At 44.5% G+C, this 18,743-nt stretch carries 14 protein-coding genes, 1 tRNA gene and 1 pseudogene; 8 read left to right on the forward strand and 8 right to left on the reverse strand.

Annotated elements, in window-relative coordinates:
* Positions 1-120 precede the first annotated feature (120 nt).
* Positions 121-1,533, forward strand: a complete 1,413-nt coding sequence (locus tag G464_RS0102550) for a CCA tRNA nucleotidyltransferase (protein ID WP_021617375.1) — start codon at positions 121-123, stop codon at positions 1,531-1,533.
* A 40-nt stretch (positions 1,534-1,573) separates the two neighbouring features.
* Here G464_RS0102550 and G464_RS0102555 read toward each other — a convergent pair whose 3' ends face one another.
* The 3 genes from G464_RS0102555 to G464_RS0102565 all read right to left on the reverse strand — a co-directional run bounded on the left by G464_RS0102555 (position 1,574) and on the right by G464_RS0102565 (position 4,593).
* The gene (locus G464_RS0102555) at positions 1,574-2,191 is read right to left on the reverse strand and encodes a LytR C-terminal domain-containing protein (protein ID WP_022856604.1); all 618 of its coding nucleotides are present in this window, start codon (positions 2,189-2,191) and stop codon (positions 1,574-1,576) included.
* A gap of 67 nt (positions 2,192-2,258) precedes the next feature.
* On the reverse strand, positions 2,259-3,146 hold the full coding sequence (rsmA, locus tag G464_RS0102560) for a 16S rRNA (adenine(1518)-N(6)/adenine(1519)-N(6))-dimethyltransferase RsmA (protein WP_022856605.1): 888 nt from the start codon (positions 3,144-3,146) through the stop codon (positions 2,259-2,261).
* 10 nt (positions 3,147-3,156) lie between these two features.
* Positions 3,157-4,593, reverse strand: a complete 1,437-nt coding sequence (locus tag G464_RS0102565) for an aggregation-promoting factor C-terminal-like domain-containing protein (protein WP_022856606.1) — start codon at positions 4,591-4,593, stop codon at positions 3,157-3,159.
* Between the two features lie 728 nt (positions 4,594-5,321).
* Here G464_RS0102565 and G464_RS10035 point away from each other — a divergent pair.
* The gene (locus G464_RS10035) at positions 5,322-5,477 is read left to right on the forward strand and encodes a hypothetical protein (protein WP_022856607.1); all 156 of its coding nucleotides are present in this window, start codon (positions 5,322-5,324) and stop codon (positions 5,475-5,477) included.
* Between the two features lie 49 nt (positions 5,478-5,526).
* Here G464_RS10035 and G464_RS0102575 read toward each other — a convergent pair whose 3' ends face one another.
* From G464_RS0102575 to G464_RS09890, 5 genes and pseudogenes are all read right to left on the reverse strand, one after another.
* Positions 5,527-6,324: an MFS transporter gene (locus tag G464_RS0102575; protein WP_162138579.1), complete on the reverse strand. Its 798-nt coding sequence runs from the start codon at positions 6,322-6,324 to the stop codon at positions 5,527-5,529.
* Positions 6,325-6,347: 23 nt separating this feature from the next.
* A pseudogene (locus G464_RS0102580) lies at positions 6,348-6,650 on the reverse strand (MFS transporter); the annotation flags it as partial.
* Positions 6,651-7,010: 360 nt separating this feature from the next.
* Positions 7,011-7,084 (reverse strand) — tRNA-Thr (locus G464_RS0102585).
* A 213-nt stretch (positions 7,085-7,297) separates the two neighbouring features.
* On the reverse strand, positions 7,298-8,251 hold the full coding sequence (locus G464_RS0102590; protein ID WP_022856610.1) for a DsbA family protein: 954 nt from the start codon (positions 8,249-8,251) through the stop codon (positions 7,298-7,300).
* Positions 8,252-8,317: 66 nt separating this feature from the next.
* Complete coding sequence (locus G464_RS09890) at positions 8,318-10,123, reverse strand: serine/threonine-protein kinase (protein WP_022856611.1); 1,806 nt, start codon at positions 10,121-10,123, stop codon at positions 8,318-8,320.
* Between the two features lie 644 nt (positions 10,124-10,767).
* Here G464_RS09890 and G464_RS09635 point away from each other — a divergent pair.
* The 6 genes from G464_RS09635 to G464_RS0102635 all read left to right on the forward strand — a co-directional run bounded on the left by G464_RS09635 (position 10,768) and on the right by G464_RS0102635 (position 18,628).
* Positions 10,768-12,324, forward strand: a complete 1,557-nt coding sequence (locus G464_RS09635) for a hypothetical protein (RefSeq protein WP_022856613.1) — start codon at positions 10,768-10,770, stop codon at positions 12,322-12,324.
* A 113-nt stretch (positions 12,325-12,437) separates the two neighbouring features.
* A complete protein-coding gene (locus tag G464_RS0102610; RefSeq protein ID WP_022856614.1) occupies positions 12,438-15,311 on the forward strand; it encodes a zinc-ribbon domain-containing protein in 2,874 nt (957 codons plus the stop codon).
* A gap of 386 nt (positions 15,312-15,697) precedes the next feature.
* Positions 15,698-15,970: a hypothetical protein gene (locus tag G464_RS0102615; protein ID WP_022856615.1), complete on the forward strand. Its 273-nt coding sequence runs from the start codon at positions 15,698-15,700 to the stop codon at positions 15,968-15,970.
* Between the two features lie 514 nt (positions 15,971-16,484).
* Positions 16,485-16,865: a hypothetical protein gene (locus G464_RS0102625; RefSeq protein ID WP_022856617.1), complete on the forward strand. Its 381-nt coding sequence runs from the start codon at positions 16,485-16,487 to the stop codon at positions 16,863-16,865.
* 22 nt (positions 16,866-16,887) lie between these two features.
* Positions 16,888-17,145 (forward strand): hypothetical protein, encoded by a 258-nt coding sequence (locus tag G464_RS0102630; RefSeq protein WP_155237047.1) that lies wholly within the window; start codon positions 16,888-16,890, stop codon positions 17,143-17,145.
* 355 nt (positions 17,146-17,500) lie between these two features.
* A complete protein-coding gene (locus tag G464_RS0102635; RefSeq protein ID WP_021617399.1) occupies positions 17,501-18,628 on the forward strand; it encodes an ABC transporter ATP-binding protein in 1,128 nt (375 codons plus the stop codon).
* Positions 18,629-18,743: the final 115 nt, after the last annotated feature.

The raw sequence follows: 18,743 nt of genomic DNA on the forward strand, positions 1-18,743 counted from the left end.
TATGGTTACGGTGCGCTAAAATCTATGTCAGGCGTGTAATTGCGTGCCACTTCGCGGATTTTTTCGCGAAACGCCGAAAGTTTACAGCCGAACACTATATATGAGGTAGAAAGGATAGTCGTGGATCTGAGTGTTTCACCTATTGCAATTGAATTGGGCGAACTGTTTGAATCGCACGGCTTCGAATTAGCTTTAGTTGGCGGACCAGTACGAGATTTGTTACTTAACCGCCCTGCACATGATTTAGACTTCTGCACATCGGCTCTGCCCGAACAGATGGAGCCCTTGCTCAAAAAGTGGGGCGATGGTTTTTGGGATATGGGTCGTAAATTTGGTACTTTAGGAGCTGTAAAGAGGACCGCGGACGGTCAGGAATATAGTGTTGAAGTAACCACGTATCGCAGCGATGAATATGAGAGCGATTCGCGTAAACCTTCAGTCAGTTACGGTAAAACGTTAGAAGGCGATTTATCGCGTCGAGATTTTACAGTTAATGCCATGGCTATTCGTGTGCCGCACCTCGAATTTGTGGATCCTTTTGATGGTCGCCGCGATTTAGACCGAAAAATTTTGCGTACGCCTGTTGAACCTGAACAGTCTTTTGATGATGATCCTTTGCGCATGATGCGTGCCGTACGTTTTGTGGCGCAGCTGGGCTTCCGTATTGGATTAGATACTGCAGAAGCTTTGGCAGATATGGCTCCTCGTATAGAGATTGTATCTGCAGAACGTGTGCGCGATGAGTTATGCAAATTACTGTTATCCGATAATCCTCGTGCTGGTTTAGAGGCTTTGGTCGATTCAGGTTTGGCTGATTTTGTTCTCCCTGAATTACCTGATTTAGAGCTGGAAATAGATGAGCATCACCGTCATAAAGATGTGTATGATCACACCTTGCAAGTGCTGGATAGAGCAATAGCTTTAGAAACTGATGAGGAAGGACCTGTTCCTGCTCCTGATTTAACCTTGCGTTTGGCTGCTTTGATGCATGATGTGGGTAAGCCTCGCACGCGCAAGTTTGAACCGAACGGCAAAGTAAGTTTTATGCATCACGATGTGGTGGGAGCGAAAATGACAAAGAAGCGTATGCGCGCTTTGCATTTTGACAATCATCTTATTGCTGATGTGAGCGCTTTGGTGCAGTTACATTTGCGTTTCCACGGATATGTAGATGAGCCATGGACTGATGCTGCTGTGCGTCGCTACGTAAAAGATGCAGGACATTTATATCATCGTTTGAATCGTCTTACACGTGCTGATGCAACCACGCAAAATAAAGCAAAAGAAAAAATGTTTGCTCATGCCATGGATGAGCTTGAAGAGCGTGTGATTGAGCTGAAGAAAAAAGAGGACTTTGAAGCTATCCGTCCGGATCTTAACGGCGACGATATTATGCGCATTTTGGGATTAACTCCTGGACCAGAAGTAGGGAAGGCATATAAGCATATGCTTGATTACCGTTTAGATAATGGTCCAGTTGATTATGATGTAGCTGTTGAAGAGCTTCAACGCTGGTACGCAGACAATAAATAAAAAGAAGGGGATTTGTTTACACAAATCCCCTTCACCGTACTTATGCAGCTTGATGTTCCTGAGCTTGAGGCACATCTTTGAGCTGTGCAGCATCCTCACAGTTCGTTAAGGATTCAATCTTAGAGCCTGCTTTAGGTACTTTTTTCGTACCAATCAAATCATCGAAAGAAGATCCCACAATAACATCAATAAGATTATCTTCGCGATTATCCATGCGCAAAATAGCATCATTGAAGTTGGTAGCAAGCGTATATGCCTGAGTAATAGAGTTTTTGCCAAAACGAATTTCAGTGCGTTCTAGCACACTAGAGGAATCAAAATCACCCACACCTTGCAAATTGAAACCGCGGTTATGAAGTTCCTCACCTACAGCAGTAGCTAAACCAGTTTTATTGGTGCCGTTGAGCACGCGCACTGTTATTTCTGACGGATTCATAGTGACAGAATCTTTAACAGCACATGCAGTGACTACACCAAAGTTTGTTGCTGCTGTTGTTGTCTTCTTTTTTGAAGATGAGAAAGAGCCAAAAGCTCCAATTAAGGAAATGATAAGAACAACAACTAAGAAACCAATTGTTGCACTTAAAATCATACGCTGACGTGCGCGAAGATAAAGCTTGCGCTGTTCGCGTTCGGTATTAATCGTGCTGTCGGCCATTTTTCCTCCGTCTACTCTCCAGCTATTCTATACGCACACCGAGCCTAAAACCTCTATGCATGTGGAATTAGGAATGTTTCATGTGAAACATTCGAGATGCACTGGCTAAGCGGATAAAATCATCAATAGTTAAGGTTTCTCCTCGACGAGTTGAATCAATCTGTGCAGATTCGAAAGCTTCATCAGACACAGTTTTCTTCAATACAGCGCGTAAAGTTTTACGACGCTGGCTAAAAGCAGCATCAATCAGATTAAAAACATCGTCGCGCAACTCAGGGTCTCGAGGACTTTCCGTGCTGTGGGAATCATCATAACGATGGAATTCTACGAGAGCAGAGTCAACATGAGGAGCTGGCCAAAACACATTGCGACCAATAACTCCGGCAGGACTTGACAAACCGTACCATGCAAGTTTTACGCTAGGCACGCCGTAGACCTTGTTTCCCGGTTGAGCACACAGGCGGTCTGCAACTTCTTTTTGAACCATAACCACAAAAGACTCAATATTGGTAAAGCGCTCAAGTAGAGTAAGAATAATTGGAGTAGCTACGTTATATGGAAGATTGGCAACAAGAGTAAGAGGAGTGCTCAGATCTATAGCTGTATTGTCTGGAGTAGCTTTGAGCGCGTCCATCTCAATAACGCGCAAACGCTCAGAAGCGGCAGGCATATATGTAGCGACGGTATAAGGTAAACGTTCAGCCACAGGAGTGTCAATCTCAATAGCTGTAACATGAGCTCCTGTTTCGAGTAAACCCAAGGTGAGAGACCCTAAACCCGGACCAACCTCCAGAACTTTTGAATCCGCAGTTACGCCTGCTGTGCGTACAATTTTGCGCACAGTGCCCGGATCAATCACAAAGTTTTGACCGAACTTTTTTGTTGGCGAAATACCGGCTTCAGCAGCTATGGTGCGAATATCGGAAGCACCTAATAATCCTGTTGTTTCACTCATAATCTTGATTTTAATACCATCCTGTTTTATAGCTATGCTGCTGGGCACCTAATGGACTGCCGTATCGCTTAGCAATATAGTTCAGACCCCAATTAATTTGAATTGCTGCATCGTCACGCCAGTTTGCGCCATATGTAGCCATTTTGTTGCCAGGAAGAGACTGAGGAATGCCATATGCTCCAGAAGAACAATTTTCTGCATTCCATCGCCATCCTGATTCGCGGTTCCACAGCCATACTAAAGCATTCCAATTATCGCCTGTCCAGCCGTATTGAGCGGCTGCAGCTTGAGCATAGGCCTGGGCTTGGGCAGGGGTTGGATGCCATAAACCGCTTTGAGCTTGTTGTTGAGCCTGTTGCTGTGCTTGCTGTTGTGCTGCTTGTTCCTGAGCCTTGCGCTGAGCTTCGGCTTCGGCAGCTTTACGTGCAGCTTCTTGAGCTGCTGCTGCCGCTGCAGCCTGACGAGCAGCTTCTTCTTGCTTGGCTTTATCTTGATCAGCTTTGTTTTGATCAGTTTTATTTTGATTAGCTGAGGAAGATTGATCTGAATTTTGCTGATTATTCTGAGTATTGCTCTCAGCTTTAGGCTCTTCCTTCTTTTTTGTGCCTACATGAATAATTTCTTCTTGAGGCTCTTGGGTTACGGCTTCGCTCGTAACTTCACTAGATTCAACCTGACCATCAGCCAAAGTGTTATGCAGGTTTTGGGTTTTCTTACCATTTATGCCCTGCTGAACAACTTCCTGCTTACCTTCTTCTAAAGAATCATCTTTTACTGTTCGCGTGGTAAAAGGAATCTCAACTTCACGAGTAGAATCCGAATACGTAACTCGCACAACGCGCAAAATCGTATCGTTACCATCTTGTTCAACAGAAACGCGGTCATGCTGACCTACAGAAATACCTCGAGCATCTAAAATAGCAGCAGCAGGAACTTTTCCATCTACGGCATCGCTTGTGTGACCATCAGCAATAACTTTAACTGTTCCCTGGGCGTTAATAATTAACCCACCAGTCAGTTTGTTATAAATATTTGAGATAGAAACAGTTACTTTTACGGCATTTTTTTCGTTCTGCTTAAAAAGTCTGAGCAGCTCGTCCGCACTTTTTGCGTACGTCCAGAAGCCGACCGGCTGACCGTCGATCATAACAGTAACTTCGTAAGCGCTACGTACCTGAACATGCGCATTATCTGTTAAACGCTCTCCGGAAGTTGATTTCACAAAATCATGTGTTTTAACTTTAACGTTTTCCTGAGAAAGTAAACCGTCAACGGTTAAAGCAAGGGTATTCACATGCGTTGTTTTGCCGTTAACGGTTAGAGCTACGGATTTATACGTGCCAATAAAGAAAGAGCTGATGCAGATAGCAGCACACACACTTGAGGTGATGGCAATGCGCCAACGTCTACGTGTAATAAAACGTTTGGGAGTCCAACGAAGTGCCATCTTTCCCCTTGTTTCTCTGTATTATCTCACAAATCTAATGTTTACAACCATAGTAGATATACGTATTTGCTGGAAGATAAGCGTAAAGAAGTTGACGAGAAATTCATATTTGGTACTGCGCTCTATGCCTTGGGTAGAGAACTTGAATTGAAATTGCTCGTCATGTAATTGAATGTTTCACGTGAAACATGCGAGGGTGTTGAAGGATGAGGTTTGCGAGAAAAATCTGTGGGATGACTTAAAGAAAAATTAATAATAATTGAAAATATGAAAAACATCACAGTAAGTATGGATGTGTGTGCATAGCTAAAAGACATGCCATTGAGTAAAGTAATTGATTTCTTACGACAGTGCTTAAAGCCTGTAAATACAACATTTTTGAGTGATGGGAAGCCGTGTGAAGTAGTCACGTTTTCTGCGGGCAGTGTATTAATGAACTCACGACTTGCATCGCGTAATGTGCTCTACATCACATTATGTTGTTAAAACTGGCGTTTCGTGGTGCGACAGTGTTCCTCAACAGTGCTACACCGCACATTTGGAATTCCGAAGAGAAGGAAAGAAGAGGGTAACAGCACTAGTTAGTAACTATATGACCTAATGCGTGATGGCCTCTTGAGAAGACTCCACCATGTTTTACTTCATATCTTTGGTTGTTCGTGTAACCGCATGTAACTGAGGTGAATAACTACATTCGAGTGCAATTCGTTCAGAAAAAAGGTGAAGCTATGGGCTTCGTTATTATGATTTTATTTGCTCTAGTAGGAGTTGTTCTGCTTATTGTGGGAGCACTGCGTGCGAAGAATAATCCGAAAGTACTATGGTTAGTTGGCTTAGGATTGATTTTTATTGCTGCTGCCATTTGGCTAGCATGGCCGAAGTAAGGGCTTGAGGGGGGTATGTTTCACGTGAAACATACCCCTTTAGTTTGTATTACCATTCCTTCGGTTTTTTAAACGAAAGAATCCCTGTTTTTCCTAACGTCCATAGGATAGAAGATCCAAGTCCTAGTACAGTAATGTAAAGAGTATGTGTTTCGCCGATGATGGTTGCGCAAAATCCGCCTGCAATTGCTCTAATAGGCTCAGCAATTAACGCAATCATGCGTTCTGCGGAACTTACTTGTCCAAGAATATTTTCTGGTGTAATCACTTGCTTAATTGATTCCCCCAGAATAATGCTGACATTTACAGCAAAACTCCACAGGAATTGAGAGAAACAAACAGAAATAAGAACAATGAAGTGTTGCGCAGTAAAGAGTGATGATAGTGATACGAACATAGCGGCAATCGAGGGAAGAGCAAGCGAGTAGATATACAGAGGCTCTGATGGGAGATGAAAGATAATTTTTCCTGTTGCTGCTGCACTTACAATTCCAGCGATACCGCTGAAAGTAGCTGCTAAACCAACTTCAGTGGCGTTCATATGAAGATTATGAATAGTAAAGACATAATAAACTGCAAAGAAAGCCGAAGTGAAGAAATTAAACTGTCCTGCTGATAATGCTATAGATCGAATAACACCATGAGAAAAGACATAGGAAAAACCATTTCTATAGTCACTGTCTGAAGAAGTATCTGTTTGCTCCTCCTCTATAATCTGTTCATATAGTCCTGATTCTTTCTTAGACCAAATATTAATAAAAACAAGTAATGAACTGACAATATATGATACGAAGTCAAATAAGAGAGAAAAGGCTGCTCCTGCAACATGGAAAATCCCACCGCCAATACTCGGTCCGTGCCTTCACCAACAGCATTGGCACCTTCAATGAGAGAATTAGCATGAGGAATGCGATTTTTGGGAACAAGAGCAACAGTGTATCCTGTTCGGGAAATATCAAACCCAAGAGTCACAATTCCAATAATGAGCATGAGCAGTATTAAAGAGATAAAAGAAATAAAATGGAAATAGAGTAGTGCGAAAAGAACTGCGGTGGATACAGCTCCAATGAGATTGGAAGCAAGCATAGTTTTATCCGGATCGATTCTATCGCATAAAGTTCCAATTTGAATGCCGAAAATAGCTGCTGCTACTGATTCAGCAGCAGTGAGAATTCACACCTCAAAAGATGAACAATGTAATGTGATTACTGCAATTAATGGGATGACGATTGCGGTTGCGTTACTTCCTGTAATAGATACAAGGTGACCAGCGAGAACGCGGGTAAAAACAGGAGAAATAAGTGAGTTTTTAGTTTGTTAATCATGATATTTTTATCTGAGTGGTGCATGAGGTAGTCATTCTCTTATGTGCTTACGTTTTCACACATTGCCGAAAACAGCATTATCTATTGCGCTATCTTACACGCATTTTGACCAGAAGAATCAACGAAATCAATTCAACGCATACTTCACACATAAAACAAAAAATCTCACGACACAGTCAGCGGAACTATGTCGCGATACATAACAAAGAGCCTCCAGGGGGACTCGAACCCTCGACCTGCTGATTACAAATCAGCTGCTCTAGCCAACTGAGCTATAGAGGCGTTGATTAACTCAACGCTCTCACTATACACAAAACTCTAGAACTATACAAAACGGCTCGCCGATAAAATCGACAAGCCGTTAATAAAGTTAATAAATTAGAACTAGAAAACTGAATCAGCAGGTTCAGTAATCTCGCTCAATCTCGTACTCAACCCGTGCTCAGTCCTCTGCTCAACCTCCGTTTCACAAAGCGTCACAAAGTTTCGCAGCCTTTACAAGGCAACAGGCTTTCCTGTGCCAATGCTTGGCAAATCGCCTGCCTTGCCCACGGAAGCTTCCTCGAGTCCAATGCTATGCAAAATCATCTTGGCGTAATTGCCTGCATAACTGGATGGAGCAGTGGTGTAATCCCAGTAATTGTTGTTAATCAAAATAGTTGGAGTGGTCATCTGACCTTTATATGTGCCGCTCTTGTGCCATAACTTGCTATCAACTGGATACCACTGGCTCACAGCGTTAACCCACTTCTCATACTTACCCTTCGCGGCAGCCGTCGCAACAGAATCGCTTACGCCCACGGACTTTGCGAGCTTAACCAAAGCATCATTCGAAACGCTCTTATATCCAGACGCTTCCTGAGGCTGGAAGTTCTGCGCAAACATAGCTTCACTCAAAGCCAAAACTTTGTCTGGCTCGTTATCAGCAACGTATGTGACGAAAGCTGCTGCACGAGTGGAATAACGATCGGTAGAGGATGCGTTCAAGAAAGCAGCAGGATGAATATTTAAGTTAATCTGACCAGCAGCAACCAAAGAAGCTAAGGTTTCTCCTGCTGAACGATGCATGGTACCGCAAGCAGGGCAAATATAATCCATATAATCATCGATGGTTGGAACATTAGCAATTGGCTTATTTACGCCGTTCTTGGAAATAATAAAACCGCCGTTTTTTGCTGCGTTCTTAGGCTTATCCTTCACCTTTTCCACAGCTGCATATGCTTGAGCAGCTACTTCCTCTGGGGAGCGCGTGCTGTTATAGATGTTGCGTCCCACAAAGAACACAATTACAGCAGCGATAACAACAATAACTGCTACTACTGCAGCGCCGATGGTCGTTTGAATTTTACGTTCGCGTTCAGCTGCTAACTGTGCTTCGCGTTCAGCAGCCGCGCGTGCTTCCATTCGTGCTTTACGAGAGATAGCGCGCTTATCCGAGTTTTTAGCCATAGAAAAAACTTTAGCTTAAGGGGGTTAAAAAAATGGCTAATTTTCACGGATTACTAAAAATTTTTGCTAAACCAAAGACGGTATTGTAGAAAGAATCCAATACTGAATATTAGGCAACGGATCCCACGTTACCGTTTTGATTGTTGCCGATAGAGCAAGTATAGAGATAATAGCCAGCGCCCAGAGAGATACTTCGATAAAACGTGTTTGAACAGAAACGTTTGATTGTCCGCGAGCTTTAAGACCTAAACGGATTGTTTCCTGTGCAGGCTTGGCAAGAAGGAACAGCCAAGATAAGCTCATGGCACAGATATTTATGATGACGAAAAGCGACGTCCATTGCCCAAAACCGACAGTAAAACCGCTTAAGCTAAGTATTCCTAAGAAAATACCATTAAATAGGGCGAGTAAAATAGTCGCGCGCAGACCGTACCACAGAGCGCTTACTGCAGCTTTAAGTATATGCCAAGGAAGAGCTAAGCTGAGACTGATCGCAGATACGTTCGGATTATTCAGCCGTGCTTGAGTGCGCGATCCTCGTATCGACGACCACATAACTGTAAGCACGACAGCGAGCAGAGATAGAGCTGGGAAAAAAGCTGCAAGAGATACGATAATACTTGCCCATGCCCACTGATACACAACGGTTGTTGCCATTGATACTGGCGCTGCATTTGGTTGCATCTGGCTGCTTGATGGCTCAGAATAAACCGGCAACGGCTCAGGGGGTGCGCTCCACAAGAGACGTGTGGAATTATCGTCTGGTATGCTGCTGATTGGCGCGCTCGCCATAACTCGTGTTGCGGGAACTTCTGGGATCGCGTTTTGAGCGCCTGTGGGCATAAGACGAGTAGAGCCAATAGCTACAGTTTTATCTGTGCCAGTGTTTCTCGTGTTATCGTCGCGAGAAAAGTTTCTTGAAAAAGGGGGCACCACAGACGTACGTCCTGCTCCTTCATCTGCTGATGTCTGTTCAGTCACCGCTATATCGTGCGGTCCGTTATCCCAAATATCTGGTATTTGAGCCTCCTCATGAATAGCGGAAAGCAGTTCTTGAGCAGAGCAGCGCTGCATACGGTCCGGGTTCAAAGCCATGCGCATAGCATGTAAGGTTAAAGGCGGAAGACCAAATAAATCAGCGTTACCTGAAGCCGCGCGCTCTAAAACAGTCATTAATGGTTTCGAACCAAAAACGGGCTTTCCGGTAGCCGCGAAACCGAGAACAGCGGCGACGCTCCACCAGTCAGTGGCTTCATCGGACTCAGCGCCTTCAATAATTTCTGGTGCAATAAAACCAGGCGTACCCATAACCAGTCCTGTGCGCGTTACGTGAGATTCGTTCTCTCCCATAGCAATGCCAAAGTCCACAAGAACGGGGCCTGATGGGGAAATCATAACGTTAGTTGGCTTCAAATCGCGGTGAATAATACCTGCTGCATGTACGGCATCTACAGCATCAATAAGCATACGGGCTAAATTATCGAGATCTTCAGCAGTGTAGCGACCATTCTCATATACGTCGTCGCGCAGGTTTTTACCCTCAATTAGCTCGGTAACAATAAATGCAAGAGCGTCATCCAGTTCCATGTCCACAATATGGTTCACGCCCGGATGATCGATACGTCGCAGCGCCAAAGCTTCACGACGGAAGCGCTCGCGAGCGGTCAGTTTATCTGTGTTATCGCTGAGATTGCCGTTCTCGTCTTCCTCTTTGAGTGAGTCTAAGAGCACCTTCATAGCGAAAATATTGCCGCCGTCATCGCGCACGCGCCAAATAGTGCCCATGCCACCTTGGTCGAGGCGGTTGAGCAGTGTATAACCTCCTACGAGGTCGCCGGGCGCTAAATCGAGTGCGGAATAATGTTCAGCCATAGTTCCTATTTTATGAGCGTGTGTAGATGTGTGAGACGATGCATGAGGCTATATACGGGGGCTCTCAACAATTCAATTTACTATAGAGGGTAAAGAGAAAAGATAAGTAAATGAAGAGGGAGAAAACTATGGTTGATGAGTTCACCTAGATGTAGACAATACTCAGTCGGGTGTGCCTGAGCAATCACAGCAGTCGAAACAGTCGCAACCGATGTGCGCTCCTGAAAAGGCACCTAAGATAGCGCCTAAGAAGGCTCCAAACAAGAACCAGACACAAGCGAACACTCCAACGAATCTAGCTAGAGAGGCTGAGCCGGCTAGACCGCAAGGTCCGAGTGGGCCGTCTGGCTCGCAAAATCCAAGTGGTCCGATGGGGGTCAAACCCTCGTAAGCGGCGCTGGTGGCTTATCGCGCTCGCTGCTGTTCCCGCAGTAGCCATCAGTGTGGGCGGATATTTCGCATATTCGCACTTCTTAGCGCCAAAATTAGGGGCTGATCCTCGATCAGCCAATTTGCACGTAACGGTTCGAAAGAATGCTCTTATATACGACCGCAAAAATCAGATTTTTCTATAAAAGAAGTAAATGATCAAGACATAGTCGTTACTAAAGTTAAGAGCATTAAAAAAGGGAACAGTAATTAACGTGGGTATTACGCCTACAACGCCTCACGGTTTGTTGCGTAAGGTTAAGTCTGTGCATAAAACCGGCAAACTGTATACCGTTAAAACTGAGCAGGCTGCGCTCACAGACCTTATTGAGCGTTGCGATTACAGCGGTGTAGCAGTGATTGATGGTGATAAAGATATTACCGTTAAGCAGGTAAACGCAAAGAAGCAAGATGTTTTTATGCCACAGGTAAACGCTGCTGAAGATGGAATAACTGCTGACGGAGCGCTGAATTATGATGGTCGAGGTACGAAGGCTGAGTTTTCTGTAACGGTTAAATTACGTTTGATTATTACACCTCAGTGTAAGGTCGATCTGAAAGTTACTGCTGAGGAAAAGTTTAATGCTAGTGCTTCATTGCGTGATTTTTTGAAATCTTTTAATGCTGACGGCGTTCATGTGAGCGAAGAGTTAGCAAAAGTTGATTTGCCGAATGTCCAGTTTATGGTGGGATATGTGCCGGTTGTGTTAACTAATGAAGTATCACTAACTGGTGATTTAAATATGGCCTCCAGTTTTAACCCGTCAATCTCTATTAAGCAATCTCAAACCATAGGCTTTGGGTATACTACGAAAAAAGGCTTCTACACTATTCGTGAAGGAGCAGCCCCAGTAAGTGAGTTGTCATTTAATGGTCTAGATCAAAAGAATGCAGATGAGTACACTATTTTTTCTGCTCAAGCAGACTTTACTCTGACTCTTGGTTTTGAGTCAAAATTGTATGATCAAATGGGCTTGGAGGGCAGTGTTGGAGGGAAGATTTCTGCTGGTGGGCAAGTTCAGCTTGCTGATGATGCGCAAAAGAATGGCGCTATTGAACTACCTGGTATCAAAAAGGCTTTCGTTGGAAGTGTGGATATTAATGCAACGGTTCCTCTGCATGTAGGTATTGCTGTCGGGGATGATATACGTCAAGTTGCAAAAAATATTTTCGATAACAAGGTATTCGAGGTATCACTTCCTACTTACGATAAGGAATTCCCTATTGCGTTGTATAACAAACAGTTTGGCGAAGTGCGTACAGGATTCAGGGATTTTGCTGGAGAGTATGCATTTAGCTCAGGTGCCGGAACGTGGGCGACAATGATGACTCTGAATAGTGATGGTACCTTCAGTGGTGACTTTCACGACAGCGATATGGGTGCTACTGGACACGGTTATCCGAACGGTATGAGGTCTGAGTCCATATTTACCGGAAAATTCTCTAATCTGCGCAAAATAGATGAGAATACATTTGTGGCTACAGTAGCCTCGTTGAATGTGAGCGACACTATTGGTCGCCAATACGTTGAATATGGTGTGCTCATCACTATTACAGAGGTTTACGGCATGAAGCAGGGGCGGACTGCTGTTTTTGCGCGTCAAGGAAGAACTGCGAGTGATATTGGTGAGGAAGCTAAAATTTGGATTTATTCAATTACTGGACAAGAACTTGGTACAACGTTACCGAGAACGTCCATTTTTATTAGGGATAACCATAGCGATACATTATCGAAAGGTTATGTGTTTGTGGATAACTCTTCTGGGTACTAAAGCCCTCCCTACCGCTCCATCTAACGATGACCGCGTTGTATTATTAAGAGTGTCGGCAATTACGCCGATAACTTGCAGAGAAAAAGAGAAAAATTAGAGAAAAGAGGGGGATTATGTTTTGCAGCCAATGCGGTGCGCAGCTAGATCCGAATGCGCGTTTCTGCGGACAATGTGGAACGCCAACTGTGCTCCCAGATCCTACACCACAACCTGTTGCTCAGCCTGAGCCTACAGCACCTGTGGATAACAGTAGTCAGAGCAATCAGCCGTTCGAGAGCACAATCGTGAATGCAGAAGTGCCAACCGAGCAGACTCAAGTTTTCAATCCACAGAGCACTGATTATCAGCCTGTACAGCAGCAAGCAGCTCCAGTAAATCCAGCTCCAGTAAATAACGCTTCAGCAGGGACAGGTGCTGCGCAAAATCTTAACGAGTCCGTATCTCAGGTTGTAGCAGTAGCCCGCAGAAGCGAAGTGTTTGCTGAAAAGCGTATCAAGGGTATGGCTATTGCAGCTGGTATTGGTTTGGCAGCGGCAGCTGTATTCGCAGCGCTTCAGTTTATTTTATTCTCCTTCTTGGGCTCTTCCCAAACCTCAGAAATTCTCTCAGAGCTTCCTTATATGTCGAGCAGTGTGCCAGACAATCTCACCTCTTTTGTTGGCCCTCTGTCTATCTTCGGTATTCTTCTTACCGGCGGTGTGGGCGGCTCAGTAAGTGTTTCTGGCGGGGCACAGGGCATATCTGTAGCCGGCGCTGTGAATATTTTGTTCCCTATTTCGCTTTCGGGTGTGGCTCTTATTCTTGGCGTAGCTTTCGGTGCATATATGTTTGGTAAGGGACTTGAACGCACCAAGAAATGGACTCATTTATGGTCTGCAATGCTCACTGGTTTGGCAGTAGCTATTGCCTACTTACTTATCGCTTTCGTTACTGCTATACGTTTAGATAGCGGAAACACTGCGATTGGTGGAGCACTCAGCAGTCTTGGCGCCTCCGTATCTATAACAATTTCCGCAGCTACTTTCGGTACTTTTGCGATGGCTTTCATTTTCGCAACTCTTGGCGCTTGGTTCGGTTTTGTACTTGCTGAGAAGCATGCAACAGAAAAGACTATTGTTCAGGCTGCATGGAAGTGGGCACATCAGGCTCGCGGTTTTGTGCGCACTATTGTGGAATCAAGTGCGATGTATGCAGCTGTATTCACTGTAGTAGCAATTGGTTTGCTCATTTATCTTGGTGTGAAGACTCACAGTATGATGCCTCTGTCTTTGCTCTCCAGCCTTCCTCTGCTGGCGGCTTATGCACAAGCACTCAGCTCCTTTGGCTCCTTACGTGCTAGCATGGGTGGTACCTCTGGTTCTAACAATGGTGGGCAGAATTTTACTCTTGCGAAACTTGCAGAAACTGTTAGCCCATGGCTATGGGGTCTTTTGGTTCTCTTTATTGTTGCTAGCTTCTACATTGTGTTGCGCATGATTGTGCGCAACATGTATGACGCTGAATATGCACAGTGGAAGTACGCATGGCAGGCTCCAACAACTCTTGGTCTTGTGTGGATTGCTCTGGCTCTCTTCGGCTTGCGAATTTCCATAAATGCTGGAGCAATGGGATACGGCTACAACGTATCCGTTGGAATTGAATTATGGTATGGCGTTCTTTTTGCTGTATGGTTAGGTCTTTTGGAAGTAGCTTCTCGCGTACTTAATGGCGTTTTGTATCCGCTGATTACAGTTTTGTGGTCTGCAGTTGTGGGTGGAACTGTTGCTGTAGCTGCAGAGCAGAACGAACAGCCAGCACAGCCAGTACAGGCTGAAACTGTTCCTGTTGCTTTTGCTCAGCAGCCAACCGAGGTTCTGCCATCTTCTCCAGTTGAACAAGACCCAACTGTGGTGATGCCTGTTCAAAACACGTCTATGCTCAACGAGGCTAGCACGGTTTCAATGGCTGCACCTGCTCCTCAGCCGGTAGCCAGCAATACTGCACCTGCTCCAGTTGCCAAGCCTCTCGATCCACAGAAGAAGCGCGTTCTTGTTATTAGTGCAATCGTTATTGCAGTTTTAGCCGTGCTGTTTGGCGCATATAGCATTGCGTCAAGCACTCTATTTGGTCCAAAGAACGTAGTCAATCAGTATGTGAAAGCTGTAGAAAGCGGAAACTATACTCAGGCAACTAAGCTGTCTAATTTAGGTCTATCTACTGCTCAGTCCGCGCTGTTAACGTCAACAGCAGGTAAGAACGCGGAAGTCCGTATTTCGGGCGCAACCGTTGGAAAATCTGTTAAAAATCCTGATGGTTCGCAAACATTTAACGTATCGTATAACTTACAAAATAGTAGTCGGACTGCCTCTGTAACAGTAAAACCTGTGGGTAAGCAGTTCGGTATTTTTGATAAATGGACAGTGACTAATGGTTTAACGCAAACTGTTAACGTTACATTTGCTAAGCCTTTTACATCCGTTTCGATTGGCGGTGTAGCTGTTGGTAAGGCTAACGCTTTGTCTGAGATTGATTATGGATATACTTTTGCTATTTATCCTGGCGTGTATAGCGCTCAGGCTAAGGGAACGAAGTATATTAAGGAATTTACCGGAAAAATTGGAGCTAATTCCGACCTTTCCGTTACTGCCAACCCAACTGATGCATTAGAAGAAGATATTAATGCACAGGTGAAATCTGTACTAGACGAATGTGCTAAATCCACCAGCCCAGAGCCTGAAGGGTGCCCATTCTCTTCATGGATTAGTGGAAATAGCGACAGCTACAACGATTTATCGTGGAGCATTACTAAATATCCAGTAATCCGTACCATCGATTTAGAGGATGGAAGTTTTTCCTTTGGTAGCGGAACCGCAACCTTAAAGTATCGGCATAAGGATTTCTTCGATGATTGGACCGATGATTCCGATGATAACACCATTTATGGTGACGGTACCTTTACTCTCGATGGCAATAAACTGACAGTAAAGTTTGACAACAGTTCTTGGTAAAACTTTCGCTGTGCTGAACAGATGAGGAAAGAGAGTGCGACCTAGATGAAATATGCTAGGTCGCATTTTTACACGGAGATGGGGAAAGAAGAGTACAATCATGGTTTTCTCTCAATCAGGAAAACGAAGATGCTGTGCTGTCGTCTGCTAGTAATACAGAACAACCGCGAAAACGCTGAAAGAGCGGATTATTTATCTCGTTCATTATTTTTATTGTTTTTGTCGCGCTATCTTTCGCAGGTTTTATTCTATACTCTCAGTACGCAAGAATATCCGTTACGTGTGTAAATATGCAGTTTAGCGCACAACTAGATGAAAAATGGACGTCTCAATCATCGCCAATACTCGTACATATTTCTAGTACAGATAACAATAAAAAAGTCAGTATGTATAAAGCTCTTCGAGCGCAAAGCAAGGCAGAAACTATAGCAGCTGGCGAAGTTTCAGTGCCAGAAGGACGATATTCTGTTGGACATATTAGTCCTGTTAATGCTGATGGATCTATGTATAAAGTGCCGAAAGCAGCCACGGTTGATGTGTCTGCTGCCGGTGCATCTTTTGTTGATACCGCGGAAATTAGAGAAAATCCAAGTGAAGCACAATTCGAGTTCATTCCTGCATCGAAAGTATCTTCCACAAGATGTGGACGCTACTGTTGAGATTCTTCAAGAAGCTTCACGCGATAAGAACTCAGGAGTAACGCAGAAAGATATTCTTACTGTACAAAATGCTCGTCAGGCTTTGAAGTAAGAGCGAAGTTTGCTCGCGCTGATGTAGAAAGTTTTATACAGAAAGTTATATAGAGAAAGAGGAAAAATGGAGAATAACGGTAATGGTTTTAGTGGAGGTGGGCAGCCTCCTGCACCCCCAAGCAGCACCTTAAGCTGCACCTAAACAGGCTCCGGGGAAAGCGCCAAAGGTCAAGAAAACTCAGCCAGCTGGTGTTGCAACAGCTAGTGTTTCCGTGCGCTCGCCGAAAAATTGTGGTATATACTTCTTGCTGCAATTACGGCGGTGGCTGTGTGCGTTTACAAAGGTAACGGATACAGCTGTAACTCTTGCGCGTAGTAATGACGAACTGCAGGAGGCTGTGAAAAACGTAGAAGCTAGCGGACGTAAGGCAGCTACGGGTATTGTGCGGATATTAATTCTCAGGATGAGATTAAACAGTATGTGGGCAAAGATAATGAGTTTAGGCCTGACTTAATCGATGAACCGCCTTATGTTATTTTCTTGCCTGATAAGCCACTGGACATGCTCTTAGTGCCTCAAAGCGCTGGCGTAGAACTTGATAAAACTGTTGCTTCTATCATTGGTTTTAGAGGGGGAGAGGATTTCTCACAGTCAATTGATTGGAAACAGTATGAGAGTAAACGCGTAGTATTAAGCGCAGTCGAGTTTTATAGAGGAGACAATGGTTCCCCACTTCCTTACTCTTTCCTGCCTATTCTTTTTGATGGTGGGATATTGAAGAGCGACCTTAAAGTTGTTTATGCTCGAGATGTGCCAGATGAGAAGCTAAAGCCGTTTGATTTTTCCAGCTGGAGAATATGAATATACATCTACATTCGGCGATGTGCCACAGAAAGCAACAATAAAAGTAGATGGCTCAACTTTAACAGTTACGCATAGCGATTTCGGTTATTCCGAGTGGGCTGAAGGAAAAACCTATACGCTAACAGAAAATCTTCAGGCATCGACTTCGCAGCGTCGTGTATATCAACTCACAGGAGATACAGAAAACATGTTCTCTCCTACCATCAGTTATTTCTCTCAAGATAAATCGTTTATCAAGAGTATTGATGGCTACGGGGTGTATCGACTTAAGCAATAGCATCAGTAAGACTGCCTAAAGTAGCTCAAGAGCGTGAGTCTGTATAGATTTGCGCTCTTGTCATATCTCGAAGGCAATTACCAATCAGTCGCTATGAATCAGAAAGTTCATGCGCACAACGTAAAGCTCCTATAGAAGAAAATCAAGGAAGTTTCACTCCCCAAATGCAATCGTTTGCAAGAAAAACCGATAATTTTGCAAAAAATCCTGTTAATTTTGAGAAACACGTACACAAGTACCGCAGCATTGTGTATTATGAGAGGTGGCTCGAAGAAGAGTTATCTTCCAGAACCACAAATAACCAACCTCTCACTCGGATCGTTTGGCACGTACCTGTCAATGAAAGGATAAAATTATGGCAGAAGTGGTATTTGAAAATGTTACCCGTATTTACCCAGGTAATGACACCCCATCTGTAGACAATCTCAACCTCACTATCAATGACGGCGAATTCCTCGTTCTCGTTGGTCCATCTGGTTGCGGTAAGTCTACAACTTTGCGAATGCTCGCAGGTCTCGAAGAAGTAAACAAGGGTCGCATCTTGATTGGTGGCAAGGACGTTACCAACATGCAGCCAAAGGACCGCGACATTGCAATGGTATTCCAGAACTATGCTCTCTACCCACACATGACTGTGGCAGATAACATGGGCTTTGCTTTGAAGATTGCTGGTACCCCAAAGGATGAAATCCGCGCTCGCGTTGAGAAGGCAGCAGCTATTCTTGACTTAACTGAGTACCTCGATCGTAAGCCAAAGGCACTTTCTGGTGGTCAGCGCCAGCGTGTAGCTATGGGTCGTGCAATTGTTCGTCAGCCTAAGGTCTTCCTCATGGATGAGCCTTTGTCCAACTTGGATGCAAAGTTGCGTGTACAGACTCGTACGCAGATTGCAGCATTGCAGCGTCAGCTTGGCGTAACCACTCTTTACGTGACCCACGATCAGACTGAAGCTTTGACCATGGGTGATCGCATTGCAGTTATTAAGCTTGGTATTCTTCAGCAGGTTGGTGCTCCAACTGAGCTCTACGATCGTCCAGAGAACGTATTCGTAGCAGGATTCATTGGTTCCCCATCCATGAACATTTCTACTCATAAGGTAGAAAATGGCAAGGCAATCATCGGTGACGATGCAATTACTTTGCCAGCAGAAGTAACCGCAAAGCTCACCGCTGAGGACGACAACAAGATCATCATCGGCTTCCGTCCAGAAGATGCATCTCTTGCATCCGATACGGAGCCGGATGCATTCAAGCTCAACGTTTTGAATGTTGAAGATCTTGGTTCCGACGGCTTCATTTATGGTAACATCGTTGATGCTTCCGGCGCTGATGAAGCTTCCTCGGTAATGTCTGATCAGAACAATATGACCACAGTGCGTGTAAACCCACGTGCACTCCCACAGGTCGGTGCAACTGTTCGCATTCACATCGACCCAACAAAGATGCACCTGTTTGCACCATCTACCGAATTGCGTTTGAACTAATGCACTGATTCGACTGGTTCGCAAGAATCAACTGAATCAATTCAATTAGTCGATGTATACGAAGGGCGACACGAGGCTTCAGGGCCAGTGTCGCCTTTTGTAGTGCTGAACAGAA

This window comes from Alloscardovia omnicolens DSM 21503 (assembly GCF_000420505.1).
GTDB lineage: Bacteria > Actinomycetota > Actinomycetes > Actinomycetales > Bifidobacteriaceae > Alloscardovia > Alloscardovia omnicolens.